17 protein-coding genes are annotated in these 18089 nt (G+C 62.6%); 13 read left to right on the top strand and 4 right to left on the bottom strand.

The window, feature by feature from the left end; all coding sequences use genetic code 11:
- Nucleotides 1-6 precede the first annotated feature (6 nt).
- The 5 genes from rpsM to rplQ all read left to right on the top strand — a co-directional run bounded on the left by rpsM (nucleotide 7) and on the right by rplQ (nucleotide 3156).
- Nucleotides 7-372 carry a 30S ribosomal protein S13 gene (gene rpsM, locus LOL23_RS04385; RefSeq protein ID WP_160977622.1) on the top strand — a complete coding sequence of 122 codons (366 nt, stop codon included), beginning with the start codon at nucleotides 7-9 and terminating at the stop codon, nucleotides 370-372.
- 14 nt (nucleotides 373-386) lie between these two features.
- Nucleotides 387-788 (top strand): 30S ribosomal protein S11, encoded by a 402-nt coding sequence (gene rpsK / locus LOL23_RS04390; protein ID WP_160977624.1) that lies wholly within the window; start codon nucleotides 387-389, stop codon nucleotides 786-788.
- Between the two features lie 11 nt (nucleotides 789-799).
- On the top strand, nucleotides 800-1423 hold the full coding sequence (gene rpsD / locus LOL23_RS04395) for a 30S ribosomal protein S4 (protein WP_160977626.1): 624 nt from the start codon (nucleotides 800-802) through the stop codon (nucleotides 1421-1423).
- A gap of 143 nt (nucleotides 1424-1566) precedes the next feature.
- Nucleotides 1567-2556 (top strand): DNA-directed RNA polymerase subunit alpha, encoded by a 990-nt coding sequence (locus LOL23_RS04400; protein ID WP_160977628.1) that lies wholly within the window; start codon nucleotides 1567-1569, stop codon nucleotides 2554-2556.
- A 216-nt stretch (nucleotides 2557-2772) separates the two neighbouring features.
- A complete protein-coding gene (gene rplQ / locus LOL23_RS04405; RefSeq protein ID WP_160977630.1) occupies nucleotides 2773-3156 on the top strand; it encodes a 50S ribosomal protein L17 in 384 nt (127 codons plus the stop codon).
- Nucleotides 3157-3252: 96 nt separating this feature from the next.
- Here the strand turns inward: rplQ and LOL23_RS04410 are convergent, their stop codons facing one another.
- On the bottom strand, nucleotides 3253-3966 hold the full coding sequence (locus LOL23_RS04410) for a GntR family transcriptional regulator (protein ID WP_160977632.1): 714 nt from the start codon (nucleotides 3964-3966) through the stop codon (nucleotides 3253-3255).
- A gap of 198 nt (nucleotides 3967-4164) precedes the next feature.
- On the opposite strand from LOL23_RS04410, the gene LOL23_RS04415 reads away from it, so the two are divergent.
- From LOL23_RS04415 to dsbD, 5 genes are all read left to right on the top strand, one after another.
- Entirely contained in the window at nucleotides 4165-5523 is a 1359-nt protein-coding gene (locus LOL23_RS04415; RefSeq protein WP_160977634.1) for a class-II fumarase/aspartase family protein, read from the top strand.
- 48 nt (nucleotides 5524-5571) lie between these two features.
- Nucleotides 5572-6561 carry a Bug family tripartite tricarboxylate transporter substrate binding protein gene (locus LOL23_RS04420; RefSeq protein ID WP_160977636.1) on the top strand — a complete coding sequence of 330 codons (990 nt, stop codon included), beginning with the start codon at nucleotides 5572-5574 and terminating at the stop codon, nucleotides 6559-6561.
- Nucleotides 6562-6687: 126 nt separating this feature from the next.
- The gene (locus LOL23_RS04425) at nucleotides 6688-8199 is read left to right on the top strand and encodes a fumarate hydratase (RefSeq protein ID WP_160977638.1); all 1512 of its coding nucleotides are present in this window, start codon (nucleotides 6688-6690) and stop codon (nucleotides 8197-8199) included.
- Nucleotides 8200-8267: 68 nt separating this feature from the next.
- Nucleotides 8268-8672 (top strand): divalent-cation tolerance protein CutA, encoded by a 405-nt coding sequence (cutA, locus tag LOL23_RS04430; RefSeq protein WP_369414090.1) that lies wholly within the window; start codon nucleotides 8268-8270, stop codon nucleotides 8670-8672.
- Nucleotides 8673-8915: 243 nt separating this feature from the next.
- On the top strand, nucleotides 8916-10976 hold the full coding sequence (gene dsbD / locus LOL23_RS04435; protein ID WP_237173320.1) for a protein-disulfide reductase DsbD: 2061 nt from the start codon (nucleotides 8916-8918) through the stop codon (nucleotides 10974-10976).
- Nucleotides 10977-11129: 153 nt separating this feature from the next.
- On the opposite strand, the gene LOL23_RS04440 is transcribed toward dsbD, so the two are convergent.
- A complete protein-coding gene (locus LOL23_RS04440) occupies nucleotides 11130-12047 on the bottom strand; it encodes a LysR family transcriptional regulator (RefSeq protein WP_202411624.1) in 918 nt (305 codons plus the stop codon).
- 103 nt (nucleotides 12048-12150) lie between these two features.
- Between LOL23_RS04440 and LOL23_RS04445 the strand changes: the two genes are divergently transcribed.
- From LOL23_RS04445 to LOL23_RS04455, 3 genes are all read left to right on the top strand, one after another.
- A complete protein-coding gene (locus LOL23_RS04445) occupies nucleotides 12151-13860 on the top strand; it encodes an acyl-CoA dehydrogenase family protein (protein ID WP_160977640.1) in 1710 nt (569 codons plus the stop codon).
- A gap of 127 nt (nucleotides 13861-13987) precedes the next feature.
- Complete coding sequence (locus LOL23_RS04450) at nucleotides 13988-14968, top strand: Bug family tripartite tricarboxylate transporter substrate binding protein (RefSeq protein WP_237173214.1); 981 nt, start codon at nucleotides 13988-13990, stop codon at nucleotides 14966-14968.
- Between the two features lie 131 nt (nucleotides 14969-15099).
- Entirely contained in the window at nucleotides 15100-16260 is a 1161-nt protein-coding gene (locus LOL23_RS04455; RefSeq protein WP_160977644.1) for a CaiB/BaiF CoA transferase family protein, read from the top strand.
- A gap of 155 nt (nucleotides 16261-16415) precedes the next feature.
- On the opposite strand, the gene hemB is transcribed toward LOL23_RS04455, so the two are convergent.
- Nucleotides 16416-17429: a porphobilinogen synthase gene (hemB, locus tag LOL23_RS04460; protein ID WP_160977646.1), complete on the bottom strand. Its 1014-nt coding sequence runs from the start codon at nucleotides 17427-17429 to the stop codon at nucleotides 16416-16418.
- A complete protein-coding gene (yihA, locus tag LOL23_RS04465) occupies nucleotides 17426-18049 on the bottom strand; it encodes a ribosome biogenesis GTP-binding protein YihA/YsxC (RefSeq protein WP_160977845.1) in 624 nt (207 codons plus the stop codon). Before yihA ends, hemB begins: the two co-directional genes overlap by 4 nt.
- Nucleotides 18050-18089: the final 40 nt, after the last annotated feature.

An 18089-nucleotide genomic window follows, 5' to 3' on the forward strand; every position in this document is an offset into this window, starting at 1 on the left:
AAAGTCATGGCCCGTATTGCTGGCATCAATATTCCGCCGCATCAACACGCCGAAATCGGACTTACCGCTATTTTCGGCATCGGTCGTACCCGTGCTCGCAAAATCTGCGAAGCAGCTGGTATCGAAGTTACCAAAAAGGTCAAGGATCTGACCGACGCCGAACTCGAGCGTATCCGCGAGCATGTTGGTGTGTTCACGGTCGAAGGCGACCTGCGTCGTGAAGTGCAACTGTCGATCAAGCGTCTGATCGACCTGGGAACTTATCGCGGTCTGCGCCACAAACGCGGCCTGCCCGTGCGCGGCCAGCGCACCCGCACCAACGCGCGTACCCGCAAGGGCCCGCGTCGTGCGGCGGCTTCCCTGAAGAAATAATCGAGGACTAGAAGATGGCGAAAGCTACTAACAGCGGCGCCTCGCGCGTACGCAAGAAGGTCAAGAAGAGCGTGTCTGACGGCATTGCGCACGTTCACGCTTCTTTCAACAACACGATCATCACCATTACCGACCGTCAGGGCAACGCCCTGTCGTGGGCAACCTCTGGTGGTGCTGGCTTCAAGGGTTCGCGCAAGTCCACGCCGTTCGCGGCGCAGGTTGCGGCCGAATCCGCGGGTCGCGTGGCCATGGAATACGGTATCAAGACGCTCGAAGTGCGCATCAAGGGCCCCGGCCCCGGTCGCGAATCCTCGGTGCGCGCGCTGAACGCGCTGGGCATCAAGATTTCCAGCATTTCGGACATCACGCCCGTGCCGCATAACGGCTGCCGTCCGCCCAAGCGTCGTCGTATCTAAGGGGAAGCATCTTGGCACGTTATATTGGACCTAAATGCAAGCTCTCGCGCCGCGAGGGCACCGACCTGTTTCTGAAGAGCGCTCGCCGCTCGCTGGATTCCAAGTGCAAGCTTGAATCCAAGCCTGGTCAGCACGGCCGCACCTCGGGCGCTCGCACGTCCGACTTCGGTCTGCAACTGCGCGAGAAGCAGAAACTCAAGCGCATGTACGGCGTTCTTGAAAAGCAATTCCGCAAGTACTTTACTGAAGCTGAGCGTCGCCGTGGCAACACGGGCGAGACCCTGATTCAATTGCTGGAATCGCGCCTGGACAACGTCGTTTATCGCATGGGCTTCGGCTCCACCCGCGCCGAAGCGCGTCAGCTGGTGAACCACCGCGCCATCGAACTGAACGGCCGCACTGCCGACATCGCCTCCATCATCGTGAAGGCAGGCGACGTCATCTCGGTGCGTGAAAAGGCCAAGTCGCAAGGCCGTATCCGCGAATCGCTGGATCTGGCCACTGGCCAAGGCCTGCCCCAGTGGGTCGAGGTCGACACCAGCAAGCTGGCTGGTACGTTCAAGCAGGCGCCGGATCGCGCTGATGTTGCACGCGACATCAACGAATCCATGGTCGTCGAACTGTACTCGCGCTAATTGTTGTATCCCACCGCCGGTTTGCGTGTTTATGCGCACACCGGCGGTGGTGCATTTTTTGCAGTCTTACCCCGCCGGTGTTTCGCCGGTTTTCCATCAGCCTTATCGGTGTAACGAGCCGAGGGTATTGAAAAGGAATATTCATGTCTCAAGGTTTTCTCAAGCCCCGCTCCATTGATGTCGAATCCGTTGGCAAGAATCACGCCCGGGTCATCATGGAGCCTTTTGAGCGCGGCTACGGCCACACGCTGGGCAACGCCCTGCGCCGTATCTTGCTGTCGTCCATGACAGGTTATGCGCCCACCGAAGTCCAGATGACGGGTGTGGTGCACGAGTACTCCACAATCGCCGGTGTGCGTGAAGACGTGGTCGACATTCTCCTGAACCTGAAAGGGGTCGTATTCAAGCTGCACAACCGTGAAGAAGTCACCCTGACGCTGCGCAAGCAGGGTCCGGGCGTGGTGGTGGCGGGCGATATCGAGCTGCCCCACGACGTCGAGATCATCAACCCTGATCACGTCATTGCAACGCTCACCGATGCCGGCAAGCTTGAAATGCAGATCAAGGTGGACCAGGGCCGCGGCTATGTGCCAGGCAACGTGCGCGCACTCGCCGACGATCGTACGCATACCATCGGTCGTATCGTTCTGGATGCATCCTACAGCCCGGTTCGCCGCGTCAGCTATGCGGTCGAGAACGCGCGTGTGGAACAGCGCACCGACCTGGATAAGCTGGTGCTCGACATCGAGACCAACGGCGTGATTTCTCCCGAGGAAGCGGTGCGCCAGTCGGCCCGTATCCTGATGGACCAGATCTCGGTGTTTGCATCCATGGTGGGTGATAGCGACGAATCCGTCAGCATGCCCGTCAGCGGTCGCCAGCAACAGATTGATCCCGTGCTGTTGCGCCCGGTGGACGACCTCGAACTCACGGTGCGTTCGGCCAACTGCCTCAAAGCCGAGAACATCTACTACATCGGGGATCTCATCCAGCGCACCGAGAACGAACTGCTCAAAACGCCCAATCTGGGCCGCAAGTCGCTTAACGAAATCAAAGAAGTGTTGGCCGCGCGCGGCCTGACGCTGGGTATGAAGCTCGAAAACTGGCCCCCGCTGGGCCTCGAGCGCCCCTGATCCCGGTGGGGCCTGCCGGCCCTCTGGGTTGCATCAAGCGGTGCATGCACCGCCCTTGTTTTAATGCCGTCCGCAAGCCCCAGCGTGGGCGGCATGCCGTACTGGAGCCCACGCCACTTTGTGGTAAAGTTCCACCCCTCAACCGGTCCGCAGCGTGCTGATAGAAGAGCCGGTTAACCGCGGATTCTCCGCTACCTAGATTCAAAGGAAATCACCATGCGTCACCGCAACGGTCTGCGTAAGCTCAATCGCACCAGCAGCCATCGTCTCGCCATGTTCCGCAACATGGCCGTCTCCCTCCTTACGCACGAAGCCATCAAGACCACGCTGCCCAAGGCCAAAGAATTGCGCCGCGTTGTCGAGCCGCTGATCACGCTGGGCAAAGAGCCCACGCTGGCCAACAAGCGCCTGGCATTTGCCCGCCTGCGCGACCGCGCTGCCGTGGTCAAGCTGTTCGAGGAAATCGGCCCCCGCTACAAGGCGCGCAACGGTGGTTACACCCGTGTACTGAAGATGGGCTTCCGCCAGGGCGACAACGCTCCCATGGCTTTCATGGAGCTGGTCGACCGTCCTGAAGTCGAAGAACAAGCGGCCGAGTAAAATCGGCAGCAGGCGGGCTTGCCCGCCACAGCAACACCTGAAGCGGGCCGCCTGGCCCGCTTTTTTGTTGTTCGCCGCTTCACCACGTTGTGGCGTTCAGCGCTCGCGTACCAGGGTGGTAGAGAACTGGTATCGATCGGCGGGGTGGTAAGAGGTTGAAGCGGCGATGACATGCTGTGCCGCGTCGCGGTACTGTCGCACGATGAACAGGCCCGGGGATCCGCGCGGTGCGTCGAGCTTGTCCGCCACGGCATCGGGCAGGATGCAGGCGCTGATATCTTGCTTGACCGATGCGATGCGCAAGCCGTATTTCTCTTCGATCAGCGAAGAGATAAGCGCGTCAGGGTTTGACCTGACGCGCTGCTTGATGCTGCCGTAGCGGCTGTCTACATAAACGTCGGTCAACACCATAGGCGCCCCGTCCAGCCCCTGGCGGGTCGAACTAAAACACACCCACCGGGTGCCCGGATCTACTTTCAGGGTGCGGGCGGTGTCCAGATCCATCACAACATCGCGCGCGGATTTCAACTGGCGCGGCTGCGTTGCCGCCAGCATCACCAGGTCTTCGAGCGAGCCCAGCGATTGCGCAAAGCCCGTTGGCGCAGTGCGGGCCTCGACCATGGTGCCGCTTCCACGACGTCGGGAAACGAGGCGGGCGTCCTGCAGCTGTTGAAGCGCCGCCCGGACGGTGTGGCGGCTGGTATCGAATTCGTCCATCAGGGCCTTTTCGGTGGGCATGAAGGAACCTACCGCGTAAAGGCCTTCGCTGATGCGACGGGCGAGAATGGCTGCAATATCGGTAAAACGCATCTGAAATTCGGGCAAGTGGAGAACGTGCAATATATACCGTATACGCCAGCAAACGGGCGCAGGCGCCGGCCTGCCGGTGCGACGCCAGACAGTATGCAGGCACGGGCGACTTCCGTCACGCGACGGCGCAAAAAAATTGACATGGCGCCCCGGCGCTATCTAAAATGTCCGAACAACTTATAAAGAGCGGACAACTAAATGTCGATTTCAATTCTAGAATCAAGCATCTTCAAGGACATGTTCGGCACCCCCGCGATGCGTGCCGTCTTTGATGATCAGGCAATGGTCGCCCGGTATGTCGAGACCGAGGTCGCGCTGGCCAAGGTCCAGGGCGAGATGGGCATTATTCCCGCCAGTGCCGCCCAGGCGATTGCGGAGCGGGCGGATGCATCGAAGATCGATTTCGACGAACTTAAGCGCGAAACCGAGATCGTCGGCTATCCGATCTTGCCGCTCGTGCACCAGCTTTCCAGGATCTGCGGGCGGGAGGGTGAATACCTGCACTGGGGCGCCACGACACAGGACATCATGGACACGGCAACAGTGCTCCAGGTGCGCGATGCGCTCGAGCTCGTCGACGCCGACCTGGCGGAGGTGGACGCGCTGTTGTCAGGGCTTGCCGGGCGGTATCGTGATACGCCCATGGCGGGCCGCACGCACCTGCAGCATGCCTTGCCGGTGACGTTCGGCTACAAGGCCGCAGTCTGGCTGCTGGCAGTGCGCCGCAACCGCGAGCGCCTGGCCCAACTCAAGCCGCGCGTACTTGTCGGCCAGTTCGGCGGCGCCGCGGGAACGCTGGCGTCGCTGGGTGACCAAGGGTTGGCCGTTAACGAGGCGCTCATGCGCGAGCTGGGCTTGGGGGCGTCGCCGGTCACCTGGCATGTGGCGCGTGACGGTTTGGCCGAAACGGTGCAGTTCCTGGGGCTGGTGACATCCGCGCTGGGAAAGATCGCCGTGGATGTGATGCTGATGATGACAAATGAGCTTGGCGAAGCATTCGAGCCGTTTGTGAAGGGACGGGGCGCGTCGAGCACCATGCCGCAGAAGCGAAATCCGATTTCCTGTGAACTGATCTGGAGCGCGGCCAAGACGGTGCGCCAGCATGCCGGCCTGGCCCTGGACGGCATGATGCATGATTTCGAACGCGCCACCGGACCCTGGCATATTGAATGGACTGCTATTCCCGAATCGTTCGTGCTGACGGCCGGCGCACTGAACCAGGCCAGGTTCATGCTTGCCGGGCTCGAAATCGACACGGAGCGGATGCGCAGCAACCTGGCATTGTCCGGCGGCCTGATCGTGGCCGAGGCGGTGATGATGGGCCTGGCCCCTCACCTGGGCCGCCAAACTGCGCACGACATTGTCTACGATGCGTGCCGTACGTCGGCAACGTCTCGCCAGCCGCTCGCCCAGGTTCTCTACGGCTGCGCCGAGGTAGCCGGCAAACTCGACCGCTCCACGATTGACCGGCTTTGCGATCCGGCGAACTACTTGGGCAGCGCCCCGGCGATGGTTGACCGGATGCTCGCATGGGGCGGCACCGGCGCTCGCACATAAATAAATGGCCCGGCAATCGGGCCACACTTGTACACACAGGAGACATACATGAAGAACTGGACCCGATTCATGGCGATCGCTGCCGCAACGGCCGCTTTCGCCGCCACCGCGCCCTCGTACGCAGAAGACAAGTATCCATCGCGGCAGATAAGCTGGATTGTTCCCTTCTCAGCGGGAGGGCCGACAGACTCCATGGCCCGCAATATCGCAAACCAAGTATCCCAGCGCTTGGGGCAGTCGATTGTGGTCGAGAATGCACCGGGTGCGGGCGGCACCATCGGCGCCACCCGCGCGGCGCGCGAGAAGCCAGACGGTTACACCTTCCTGGTTGGCCATATCGGCTACATGGCCGCCGCTCCGTCGCTCTATGAGAACCTGCGCTACGATCCCGTCAAGGATTTCGATGCTGTGTTTCGTTTTCCGGACACACCGCTTGTGCTGCTGGTAGGAGCAAAGTCGAAGTTCAAGGCCATTGGCGAACTCGTCGATTTTGCCCGGGCGAATCCGAAGGCGCTGAACTTCAGCAATGCGGGGGTGGGATCAACCTCACACCTCGTTGCGGCGATGTTCGCCAGCAAGGCCGGGATCGAGATACAGCCTATTGCCTATAAAGGCGCGGGGCCTGCGTTGAACGACCTGATGGGCGGCCAGGTGGATGCGATGTTCGACCAGACCAACACAGCCTTGCCTCAGGTAAAGGGCGGGCACGTGCGTGCGCTGGGGCTGACCTCCACCGATCGCATGCCGCAGTTCCCCGGTGTGCCTGCCATGACGGAAGCTGCGGTGCCGGGCTTCACCGTTGCCACCTGGTATGGCCTGTACGCACCGAAGGGCACGCCCCGGGAAGTCATCGACACCATGTATGCGGCATACCGGGAGGTCATGCGTGACGAGGCATTCACCAAATCGATGGCAGACCAGGGTATCCGGCTGCTGCCCGACGCCGAGTATGCGCCCGCCGCATTCCAGGCCTTCACCGCCGAAGAAGGCAAGCGGTGGGCGGAAGTGATAAAACAGGCGGGCATCCGGCTGAACTGATCGCACAGCTATTGCAAGCAGGCCCCACTTGTGCGCAAAAGGAGGCAGGATAGCGGGCCGCGGCCGGCCCTCTTGCCCACGCTGTTTGCATGCACGAGCATCTGTACCGGAGATAAGGAACGCATCATGGCACGTGGAATTGTCGAGGCCGAGGACATTGTGACCAGCATTGCCGCGGCCCTGCAGCACATCAGCTATTACCATCCAGCTGATTTCGTCCAGGCGCTGAAGCGCGCCTACGAGGCGGAACGCAGCGGGCCCGCCCGCAACGCGTTGATGCAGCTGCTGGTCAACAGCAAGATGTCTGCACGTGGCCACCGGCCGGTGTGCCAGGACACGGGGGTCGTCCACGTCTATGCCCGTCTCGGCATGGATGCGCGCATCGTCGATCGTTCATCGTCGCGCACCCCCAGCCTGCAGGCCCTGGCGAATCGGGCAGTGGCCCAGGCATACCTTGATCGGGCCAATCCCCTCAGGGCATCCATGATCCGCGACCCCCTCGGGGCGCGCACCAATACGGGCGACAATACGCCGGCGGTGCTGCACGTCGAACTCGTGGAAGGCGACTCGCTCGGTCTTACCGTGGTCGCCAAGGGTGGGGGGGGCGACGTCAAGGCCCGGTACGCCATGCTCAATCCCAGCGATTCCGTTGCGGACTGGGTGGTTTCGCAGATTCCCGGCATGGGCGCGGGCTGGTGTCCGCCGGGCGTGCTGGGAGTAGGGGTAGGGGGCAGCCCCGAGCAGGCGATGATGATGGCCAAGCAATCTCTGTTCGTACCGATCGATATCGACGAACTGAGGCGCCGGGGGCCGCGCGATGCGGCCGAGGCGCTGCGCCTGACCCTGTTTGAACGCATCAACGCGCTGGGCATCGGCGCCCAGGGCCTGGGGGGCGACACGACGGTGCTTGATGTGAAAGTCTCGCATGCGCCGTCGCACGCGGCATTGCTTCCCGTTGCGATCCTGCCCAATTGCGCCGCGACGCGTTACCTGTCGTTTGTCCTGGATGGCGACGGGCCGGCGCCTATGCCGGTCCCGGACCCCGCAATCTGGGCGGATATCCCCGACGAGATGCCGCCGCAAGGCGGGGTGCCGGTCGACCTGGACGAATTATCGGCGGAGACAGTGGCGCAATGGAAGGCCGGCGATGTGCTGTTGTTGTCGGGCAGGCTGGTGACGGGCCGCGATGCTGCGCATAAAAGGATGGCGGACAGCCTGGCGCGGGGCGAGCCCTTGCCGGTCGATCTGCGTGGGCGGGCGCTTTACTATGTCGGGCCGGTTGATCCGATCGCCGGCGAAGCGGTAGGCCCCGCGGGGCCGACGACGGCCACCCGCATGGACAAGTTCATGCCCGCGTTGCTGGAGAACGCGGGCCTGCTCGTCACCATAGGGAAGGCAGAACGCGGCGCCGTGGCAATTGACGCCATCCGGAAGGCGGGTGGCGCATACTTGATGGCGGTTGGCGGCGCGGCCTACCTTGTTTCCCGGTCGGTCCGGTCGGCGCGCGTACTGGCCTACGAAGACCTCGGCATGGAAGCAGTCTACGAATTCACGGTCGAGAACATGCCTGTGGTCGTCGCGGTGGACGCCACGGGAAAGGCGATTCACCGCACCGTGCCGATTACCCCCGCATCTTGACCTGGCGCAGGCAGGCGCGGCTCGCATCTGGGTACAATGAGGTTTGCCGCATTCCCGGAACCAGGTTCGTGAGCCCTAGTCCTACTTCTCAGGCTGATCCAGCCGGCGTCCTTCAATCTTGCGACGATGTCGTGGTGTTGTTGACCAACGCGCCAGACATGCTGCTCGCTAAGCGTATCGCCCATGTGTTGGTCGAAGAGCGCTACGCCGCGTGTGTGAACCTTGGCGCGCCGGGCCTGTCCATGTACATGTGGCAGGGGGGGCTCGAAGGTATCGAAGAGGTGCCCATGGTTATCAAGACCCATGCTTCGCGTGCGGAGGCGGCGGCGCAGCGGCTTCGGTCGCTGCATCCGTACGATGTGCCCGAGATCCTGGTGTTGCCGGTCGCCGGCGGCAGTGCCGCGTACCTCGACTGGGTGCGCGCGCAAACCGGGTCGGCGCATCCGCCTGGGGGCGGCGGCGTGCAATGTTGATCGCCCCCACCCTGCCAATACAGGTCTCGGCCTTTGCTGCGTGCAGCAACTCGGTGCGGGCGGGGCCATGGCGTTTCCGGGTTTTCAGCGCCAAGAACTCATCGATACAGGGATAAGGTAAAGATGTTGAATCCGCAGCTTGCTGCTAGAGCGATGCGGTCCGCTGGGCTGGCATTTTCTACGCGCTCCGGTGTCCAGTACGGCGAGTACGCCGACGCGCGGGGCAGTGCCCCCAGGGCGCGTATGCCAGGCGCGGAACGCTGGCGGCGGATCTTCGCGCTGCTGTGTCTGCTGTTGGCGGGCTGGCTGCATGCGGGGGTGGCTCAGGCCGAAGAAGAGTATCTGGATCCCGATAAGGCGTTTGCGTATTCGGCGGCGACGCAGCAGCCGGGTGAGCTGGCGGTGCATTTTGACATTGCGCCGGGCTATTACATGTACCGCAAGCGCTTCGAGTTTGCGGTCGAACCCGCCGGCGCTGCGGGCGCCGTGGGTGCGCCGGTATACCCTGCCGGCATTGTCAAGTATGACCCCACGTTCGAAGAGAACATGGAGGTGTATTACGACCAGGTCACGGTGCTGCTGCCGCTTGCCGCGGGCAAGGCGGCTGCGCCGCTCACGCTTTCGATCACCAGCCAGGGTTGCGCTGACGCGGGCCTGTGCTATCCGCCCGATACGCGTACGGTGACGCTGACGCCGGTGGCGGGCGGATACGCAGCCTCGGGCGACGGTATCAAGGCCAGCGTGCCACCGCCTGCGCCTCAAACCGCCAAGGGCAAGGGCAAAGGTGACGCGGCAGCGCCGGGGCTGGCGGGTGCGCTGAACCTCGGCGACACCGGTATCGCTTCGTATCTTGCCAGCGCGAGCGTGGTGCAGATTGTGCTGCTGTGCCTGGTATTGGGGCTGTTGTTGTCGTTCACGCCGTGCGTGCTGCCCATGGTGCCTATTTTGCTGGCGATATTGGCCGGCACGGCGGGTACGGGGCATAAGATATCGCGCTGGCGCGGCCTGTCGCTGGCGGCGATATTCGTACTCGGGATGTCGCTGGTGTATACCGTGCTGGGTGTCGTGGCCGGCCTTGTGGGCGCCGGCCTGGCGGCCTGGTTCCAGACACCATGGGTGCTGGGCGTGTTCGCCGTGTTGTTGGCGATCTTTGCATTGGCTATGTTCGATGTCTTCACGCTGCAGGCGCCAGCGGGCATGCAAACAGCATTGAACGCCCGGCTGTCGCGTATGCCGGGGGGCCACTACAGCGGTGTGTTCCTGATGGGCATGGTCTCCGCGCTGATTGTGGGGCCCTGCGTCGCCGCGCCGCTGGCCGGTGTGCTGCTGTTCATTTCCCAGACTGGCGACGTAGTGCTGGGAGGCTCGGCGCTTTTTGCGCTGGCCTGGGGTGAGGGCCTATTGTTGCTGGCGGTGGGGGCCTCGTCGGGGGTGCTGCTGCCCAAGGCCGGCCCTTGGATGAATGGCATCAAGTACCTGTTTGGTGTACTCCTGCTGGCAACGGCGTGGTGGATGGTCAACTCCGTGTTGCCGGGCTGGCTGTATATGCTTGGCTGGGCAGTCTTGGCGCTATGGAGCGCAGCCATGATGGGCGCGTTCCAGGCGGGAGCCGGCGTGGCAGGCCCCTGGGTGCAATTGCGCAAGGCCTTGGGCCTGCTATTGGCGGCCTGGGCGGTGCTGCTGCTGGTGGGGCTAGCCGCCGGTGGCCGCGATATTCTCCAGCCCTTGGCGCCGCTGGGCGCACGCGGTGGCGCCACCATATTGTCGGGGCAGGCGCAAGCTCCTGTGGCGGGTGGGCCAGTTCAGTTCACGCGGGTCGCCAGCGTGGACGAACTGGACAATCTGCTCGCCAATACCGGCCGGCCGGTGATGCTCGATTTTTATGCCGATTGGTGCGTTTCATGTGTCGAGATGGAGCGCTTCACGTTCAGCGACCCACGCGTGGCGCAACTCATGTCGCAGATGGTGCTGGTGCAGGCCGATGTCACCAAAAACAATGCGCAGGATCGTGCATTGCTCAAGCGCTTCAAGCTGTTCGGCCCGCCCGGGATTATTTTCTTCGATGCACAGGGCCGAGAGCTCACCGACATCCGGGTGGTGGGCTTTATGAAGGCCGCCCCGTTCGCCGCCAAGCTTGAGCAGGTGTTGGCCACCGGGGCTACGCGGCCGACAGGGGCGGTGGTGCCTGGTGCCGGTGCGGCGTCCAGCGCGGCGGTGTCGCCCGGTGTGCCGACGGGGCGTGACGCGGCAGTGGATGTGCCTACTCGTGACGGTGCTCAAGCTGTACTGCAGTTGGTGCGTTGACACCTGGCACTGGTGGCTCGCGGTGCCGCTGCGGCACTATGAACCTGCATCGGTTGATCAGCCGCATGCTGCCCATCACCGCGTGGTGCATGGCGGCCTTTGGGGCCCAGTACGAAGTGCCCCCCTTCCTCGTTGCGGCTAACTGCAGCCTCGTTAGCGGGCCGCTGGCGCGATAGGCACGCGTTTACTGGCGTAAGCGTCGCGCATCAGCGCGATGTGGTTTTCGGTGATGCGGGACTGCCCCGACGTTGACCAGATTAAATTTGTTACAGATTTCTGTGTGTGCGTAAATGGCAGGAAGCGGATATCGGCAATGCCGCTGCGCGCGAGGCAGGCCGGCACCAGCGATACACCCATTTCTTGCGACACCAGTGATACCACGCTGAGCCAGTGGCGCGACTCATACTTCACATTGGGCAGAAAGCCGGCATCCAGGCACATGGCCATCAGCGTCTCATAATAAACTGGAGAAAACGCGCGCGAGAAAAAAATGAAGTCATCACGCGCGAGATCGGCGAGGTCGGCATGCTTGCTGCGCGCCAGCCGGTGGTCGCGGTGCACGCAGATGCAGAACGGTTCGGCCACGAGCTGCACACACGATACGGTATCGGGCACGGGGTTGGCATGAATGAAGCCGATATCAAGGCCGCCGCGCGCCACCAGGTCGATCTGCTCGGCCGAGTTCAGCTCGTACAGGGCGTGGTCTACATTGGGGTATTGTTGCTTGCATAGCGCCAGCGCTTGCGGCAAGCCGCGGTACAGCATAGACCCTACGAAACCGACGGTAATCTGGCCTTCCAGGCCTGCATCGATACGCGCAATAAGGCTGCGCAGATCGGTGTCGCGCCGCAACCGGAAGAGAGCTTCGTTGTATAGCGTACGGCCGGCGGGTGTGAGTTCGACTTGCCGGCTGGTTCGGGTGAACAAGCGTGCACCCAGTTCTTCTTCGAGTTGCCTGATGGCATAACTGAGCGGCGGCTGCGAAATATGCAGGCGTGCGGCAGCGCGACTGAAGCTGAGGTCTTCGGCCACGGCTACAAAGTAACGAAGCAGGCGGGAGTCAATATCCATGGGCGCATGTATATTTTACAAGTATAGATTTGAATAAATATAGTATTTGTTCGAATAAATGTGGAGTCTTACCATGGGCTGATCCATAACCCGAGAGGCCGCCATGAATCAACCCGCTCCCCATCACGCCGTGCAAGTGGTCGAACCGGCGTCTAACATTCCCGATTCCGCCGGCCGGAATCTGTTCGGTGCCGATCCATTTGGGGAGGCCATGCTGCAGGCTTATCTGCCGGCTGACCTGTATGCACACCTGTTGCCGCACTTTACGGAGCTGGGGCGCTTGGCGGGGTCGACACTGGATGAGCTGGCAGCCGTGGCAGATCGCAATCCTCCTACACTTTCGGTGCGCAATCGCCGTGGCGTGGATGAGTCGCGCATTGACAAGCACCCGTCCTATGTGGAGTTGGAGCGGTATGCATACAGCCATTTCGGGTTGGCGGCCTTGGCGCACCGCCCGGGTGTATTGGGCTGGAACGCGCCCATGCCGCCAGCGGCCAAATACGCATTGACGTACCTGTTCGTGCAGGCCGAGTTCGGCCTATGCTGCCCTGTAAGCATGACCGATTCGCTGGCGCGTACGCTACGTAAGTTTGGCGATCCGGCGCTGGTCGAGCAGGTGCTGCCCCAGGTGGCGGCGCTGGATTTCGATGAGTTGCGCCAAGGGGCGATGTTCATGACTGAGCAGGCAGCCGGCTCGGACGTGGGCGGTACGCAGGCGCAGGCTGAAGCCCAGCCGGATGGCGGGTGGCGGCTGTATGGCGATAAATGGTTTTGCTCGAACCCCGATGCTGGCTTTGCCATGGTGCTGGCGCGCAGTGAGCCGGTGGAAGGGCTGGCGGGCGTGTCCCTGTTTCTGCTGCCCCGTGACCTGCCCGACGGCACGCATAATCACTACCGCATTTTGCGCCTGAAAGACAAGCTGGGCACGCGGTCCATGGCTAGCGGTGAGATTCGCCTGGAGGGTGCGCACGCGTGGCTGGTGGGTGAGCGCGGGCGCGGTTTTCAGCAGATGGCGGATATGGTCAACAATTCACGCTTGTCCAACGGCATGCGTGCAGCGGGGCTGATGCGTCGCGCGGTAGCCGAGGCGATGTATGTTGCTCGCAACCGGCGCGCCTTTGGTAAGCTGCTTGTCGAGCTGCCTTTGATGAAGCGCCAGTTGGCCAAGATGATCGTCAGCGCCGAGCAGGCCCGTTCGGTGATGTTCCAGACAGCACTGGCGCTGGAGAAGGCGGATACAGGTGATGCGCAAGCCAAGTCGCTGGCGCGCATTCTCACACCGCTGATCAAGTTCCGCGCCTGCCGGGATGCGCGCAAAGTGACGGGCGACGCCATGGAAGTTCGCGGCGGTTGCGGCTATATCGAAGAGTGGATAGAGCCTCGGCTTATGCGCGATGCGCATCTAGGGTCGATCTGGGAAGGCACCAGCAATATCGTGGCGCTCGATGTCCTGCGAGCCGTGCGGCGCAATAACTGTCTGCCCGCCTTGCGCACACATGTGGAACGTTTGCTGGAAGAGGGTAAGCCTTGCAGCGAAGCGCTGGCCGCGTTGCAGCGCGACAGTATAGAAAAGGCCTTTGCGCTGGCCCTGCACGCGGCGCCGGATGCCAATTCGCCGCTCGCGCGGCAGGCGGCATCGGCGTTGTACAACGTGGTGTCGCTGGCTGCCATGCGCTGGGAGGCCACCCGGCCTGGTCTGGCCGCCCGCGGCAGGCTGGCCGATATGGTGCTGGTGCACAAGCTGGCACCCTATGACCCTTGCGCGGCGACGGAAGATACCGGCCTGGACGAACTGCTGCATGAGGCCGGTTGAAGGCGGGTGATACTCGCATCCCACACGGGGCAACGCACCCTGTGTACCCAAGGCGCGTGCCTGGGCGTATGGCGCTGGCCGTACGACCACCTGGGCCGTCCACGACAACATCAAGGAGACAAACATCATGTTCAAAAAACTGCTGACGGCTGTTGCCGTCGCGGCTGTGACGCTGGCAGCGGCCGTACCTGGCCACGCGGCCGAGGCTTATCCAGATCAACCCATCCGGCTGATCGTGCCATTTCCGCCTGGGGGGCCGACCGACGCAATGGCCCGCCGGCTTGCCGAAGGTTTGGTCAAGCCGTTGGGGCAGACAGTAATCGTGGAGAACAAGGCGGGCGCTGGTGGCAACATCGGTGCCGAATACGTAGCCAATGCCAAGCCCGACGGCTACACGCTGCTATTCGGTACCTCGGGTCCGTTGGCCATCAACATCAGCCTGTACAAGAAGCTGGGCTACGATCCGCGCACCAGCTTTGCACCGATCGTACGCATCGGCTACCTGCCTAATATTCTGGTGGTCAACCCCAAGGTGCCGGCCAAAGACCTGAAGGAGCTAGTGCTCTACGCCAAGGCGCATCCCGATACGCTGAGCTTTGCGTCCTCGGGCAACGGTGCGTCGTCGCATTTGGCCGGCGTGCTTTTCAATGAGCTGGCGGGCACGAAGATCCTGCATGTGCCCTACCGCGGCACGGGGCCGGCGCTCAATGATTTGCTGGGCGGCCAGGTGTCTATGGCCTTCACCGATATCCTGACCGCGCTGCCGCACATCAAGAGCGGCACGCTGCGCCCCATAGGTTTGGCCACCGCCCAGCGCTCGCCCGTGCTGCCGGATCTGCCCACCCTGGCCGAACAAGGGCTCAATGGCTACGACGTCAGCGTCTTTTTTGGCATCGTTGCCCCCAAGGATACGCCCGCGGCGGTGGTTCAGAAACTGAATGCTGCCTTCAACCAGGCCATGTCGGATCCCGAAATCCAGAAGACATTGTCCGCGCAGGGGATTGTGCGCGCCGACGATACGACGCCCGAAGGTCTGGCAACCTTCATTGCCCAGGAAGTGGATAAATGGAGCAAAACGATCAAGTCGGCACACATCGCCTTGAACTGACCGAAAGCCGCCGGGTTGGCATGGGCGATGGCCGATGATCGCCCGGTTGGCCGCATGATGAGTGAATCGACTGCAGTGCTGTGCATGCCTGTTGCCGTGCGGCACTGCTTATGTATTGAGCGGAGCGACTGATGAACCAAACGACCGAAACGCACGGTGCCCTGCATGGCTGCAAGGTCGTGGACCTTTCCCGCGTGCTGGGCGGCCCTTACTGCACACAGATCCTGGCTGACCATGGCGCGGAGGTGCTCAAGATAGAGCCACCGGCGGGCGATGAGACGCGCGGCTGGGGGCCGCCGTTTCTGAATGGTACGGCCTCTTACTTTCTGGGCGTCAACCGCAATAAATATGGCCTGTCGGTAGACTTATCGCAGCCGGATGGGCAGGCGTTCCTGAAGGCGCTGCTGACGGACGCCGATGTGCTTGTGGAAAACTTCAAGCCGGGCACGCTGGAAAAATGGGGTCTGGGCCCTGACGTGTTGCGCGAGGCATTCCCGCGCCTGGTGCATTGCCGCATCAGCGGCTTTGGCGCCGACGGCCCGCTGGGCGGCCTGCCAGGCTATGACGCCTGCGCCCAGGCCATGTGCGGGCTCATGAGCGTAAACGGCGAAGCGGATGGCCCGCCGACGCGGGTGGGCCTGCCAGTGGTGGATATGGTGACGGGCCTGAACGCGGCGGTGGCGATCCTGATGGCGATCAATGAGCGTCAGCGCAGCGGCCTGGGGCAGTTTCTGGACATCACCCTGTTTGACTGTGCGATCTCGCTGCTGCACCCTCACGCGGCCAATTACTTTTTGAGTGGCAAGGTGCCGGGCCGCACTGGCAACGCGCATCCCAACATCGCGCCGTATGAGTCGTTCGCCACGCGCGTGGGCGAGATATTCTTGGCCGTGGGCAACAATCGCCAGTTTGCCCTCCTGGCGCAGGTGCTGGGCCAACCCGGGCTGAGCCAGGACGTGCGCTTTCTGGACAATGCAGATCGTCTGGCCAACCGGCCCGCGCTGCGCGAGGCCCTGGGCGCCCTGCTGGCCGGCCATGACGCCGCCGAGCTTGCGCAGGCGCTGCTGCGCAAGGGCGTGCCCGCCGCGCCCATCTTGAATGTAGAGGAGTTGCTTCAACATCCGCATACACAGCATCGTGGGATGGTGCTTGAATCGGGCGAATATCGTGCGATTGGCTCGCCCATCAAGCTGTCTCGCACGCCCGCCACACTGCGCCACCTGCCACCGGCGCTGGGGGAGCACACAGAAGCCATCCGCGCACGCACAACCCTTAAAGCATCTGATAGATAGAAAGCTTGCGGGCACGCATTACGCGGCGGTGCGTGCAATGCATGCCTGTTGCAAAGCGCTTGCAGGCTGCGGTGTCGAGCGGCCAGTGGATGGGGGCAGCGCCCGCCAGCGGGCGCGCTGGCGGTTGGCGAACTGCACCGATCGGCGACGCCAGCTTACTGCGCCTTGAGCAGCTTGGCCGCCTCGATGGCGAAGTAGGTAAGGATGCCGTCGCCACCCGCCCGTTTGAATGCGAGCAGGGACTCCATCATCACCTTGTCGTGGTCGAGCCAGCCATTGTTGCTGGCGGCCTTGATCATGGCGTACTCGCCGCTGACCTGATAGGCATAGGTGGGCAAGCCAAAGGCGTTCTTGACCTCGCGCAGCACGTCCAGATAGGGCATGCCTGGCTTGACCATAACCATGTCGGCGCCTTCACGGATGTCGGCTGCGACCTCGCGCAGGGCCTCAAGGCGGTTGGCCGGATCCATCTGGTAGGTGAACTTGTTGGACTTGCCCAGATTGGCGGCCGAGCCCACGGCGTCGCGGAACGGGCCGTAGAAGGCGCTGGCGTACTTGGCCGAGTAGGCCATGATGCGTGTGTAGATATGGTTATCGGCCTCGAGCGCTTGGCGAATGGCGCCGACGCGCCCATCCATCATGTCGCTGGGGGCGACGATATCGACGCCGGCCTGGGCCTGCACCAGAGCCTGGCGGGTGAGGATCTGCACCGTGGGCTCGTTGAGGACATAGCCATTGGTGTCGATCACGCCATCTTGCCCGTGGCTGGTGTAAGGATCGAGCGCGACGTCGGTGAGCACGCCCAATTCGGGAAAGTGTTTTTTGAGTGATGCCACAACGCGTGGCATCAGGCCCTCGGGGTTGGTGGCCTCGATGCCGTCTGGCGTCTTGAGCGAGGCATCAATCACCGGGAAGAGTGCCAGTACGGGTATGCCCAACGCCATGCATTCTTCTGCCACCTTGAGCACTGTGTCGGGCGAATAACGCACGATGCCGGGCATGGACGGGACGGGCTCCAGCACGCCCTGGCCCTCGCGCACGAATACTGGATAGATCAGGTCACTGGTGGTGAGTACGTTCTCGCGAACCAGGCGGCGCGAGAACTCATCGCGGCGGTTGCGGCGCAGTCGGGTGACGGGAAAGTCGGTGTGGGGCAGGAAAGCGGTCATGGCACTACCTTGGGTGAAATCCAGTTTTCGATTTGTTGCGTTGCTTCTTCCAGGCCGATGCGTTCGGTGGCGGAAAATGGCAGGGCGTTCAGGGCACCAATATCGGCCAGCTCTTTGCGTACGCGCTGCACAGCCTTGATGCGCTGGCCATAGGGCAGTTTATCCGCTTTCGTGAGCAGGGCGAGTACGGGGCGGCCAGACGGCGCCACCCAGTCCGCCAAGCGGCGGTCCAGCGTCGTGACACCGCGTCGGATGTCGATCAGCATGACAATGCCGGCCAGAGAAGGCCGCGCGCGCAGGTATTCACCCAGCACGTCGGCCCATTCTTCACGCGCCTCGCGGGCGACGGATGCATAGCCATAGCCAGGCAGATCGACCAGAAAGCCCAGAAAGGCGCCGGGTTCGACGGGATCGGGGATGCCGAACATATTGATCAGGCGCGTGCGGCCCGGCGTTTTGCTGGAAAAGGCCAGCCGACGCTGATTGGTGAGCACGTTGATGGCAGATGATTTGCCCGCATTGGAGCGGCCCACGAAGCAGACTTCGGCCGTGGTGGGCGGAGGAAGCTGATCGAGTCGGGCAGCCGACGTGGTAAAAGTAGCGCGGTGCAGAATGGACACGTAGTAGATCCAGAGGCGGTTTGTTTCAACCGCTATTGTA

It is taken from the genome of Paracandidimonas lactea (assembly GCF_021653995.1).
Classification (GTDB): Bacteria; Pseudomonadota; Gammaproteobacteria; order Burkholderiales; family Burkholderiaceae_B; genus Allopusillimonas; species Allopusillimonas lactea.

Excerpts from the sequence above, each read along its gene's own strand:
- rpsM (WP_160977622.1), top strand. The coding sequence starts at position 7 with ATGGCCCGTATTGCTGGCATCAATATTCCGCCGCATCAACACGCCGAA.
- rpsK (WP_160977624.1), top strand. The coding sequence starts at position 387 with ATGGCGAAAGCTACTAACAGCGGCGCCTCGCGCGTACGCAAGAAGGTC.
- LOL23_RS04400 (WP_160977628.1), top strand. The coding sequence starts at position 1,567 with ATGTCTCAAGGTTTTCTCAAGCCCCGCTCCATTGATGTCGAATCCGTT.
- rplQ (WP_160977630.1), top strand. The coding sequence starts at position 2,773 with ATGCGTCACCGCAACGGTCTGCGTAAGCTCAATCGCACCAGCAGCCAT.
- LOL23_RS04410 (WP_160977632.1), bottom strand. The coding sequence starts at position 3,966 with ATGCGTTTTACCGATATTGCAGCCATTCTCGCCCGTCGCATCAGCGAA.
- LOL23_RS04415 (WP_160977634.1), top strand. The coding sequence starts at position 4,165 with ATGTCGATTTCAATTCTAGAATCAAGCATCTTCAAGGACATGTTCGGC.
- LOL23_RS04420 (WP_160977636.1), top strand. The coding sequence starts at position 5,572 with ATGAAGAACTGGACCCGATTCATGGCGATCGCTGCCGCAACGGCCGCT.
- LOL23_RS04425 (WP_160977638.1), top strand. The coding sequence starts at position 6,688 with ATGGCACGTGGAATTGTCGAGGCCGAGGACATTGTGACCAGCATTGCC.
- dsbD (WP_237173320.1), top strand. The coding sequence starts at position 8,916 with ATGCCAGGCGCGGAACGCTGGCGGCGGATCTTCGCGCTGCTGTGTCTG.
- LOL23_RS04440 (WP_202411624.1), bottom strand. The coding sequence starts at position 12,047 with ATGGATATTGACTCCCGCCTGCTTCGTTACTTTGTAGCCGTGGCCGAA.
- LOL23_RS04445 (WP_160977640.1), top strand. The coding sequence starts at position 12,151 with ATGAATCAACCCGCTCCCCATCACGCCGTGCAAGTGGTCGAACCGGCG.
- LOL23_RS04450 (WP_237173214.1), top strand. The coding sequence starts at position 13,988 with ATGTTCAAAAAACTGCTGACGGCTGTTGCCGTCGCGGCTGTGACGCTG.
- LOL23_RS04455 (WP_160977644.1), top strand. The coding sequence starts at position 15,100 with ATGAACCAAACGACCGAAACGCACGGTGCCCTGCATGGCTGCAAGGTC.
- hemB (WP_160977646.1), bottom strand. The coding sequence starts at position 17,429 with ATGACCGCTTTCCTGCCCCACACCGACTTTCCCGTCACCCGACTGCGC.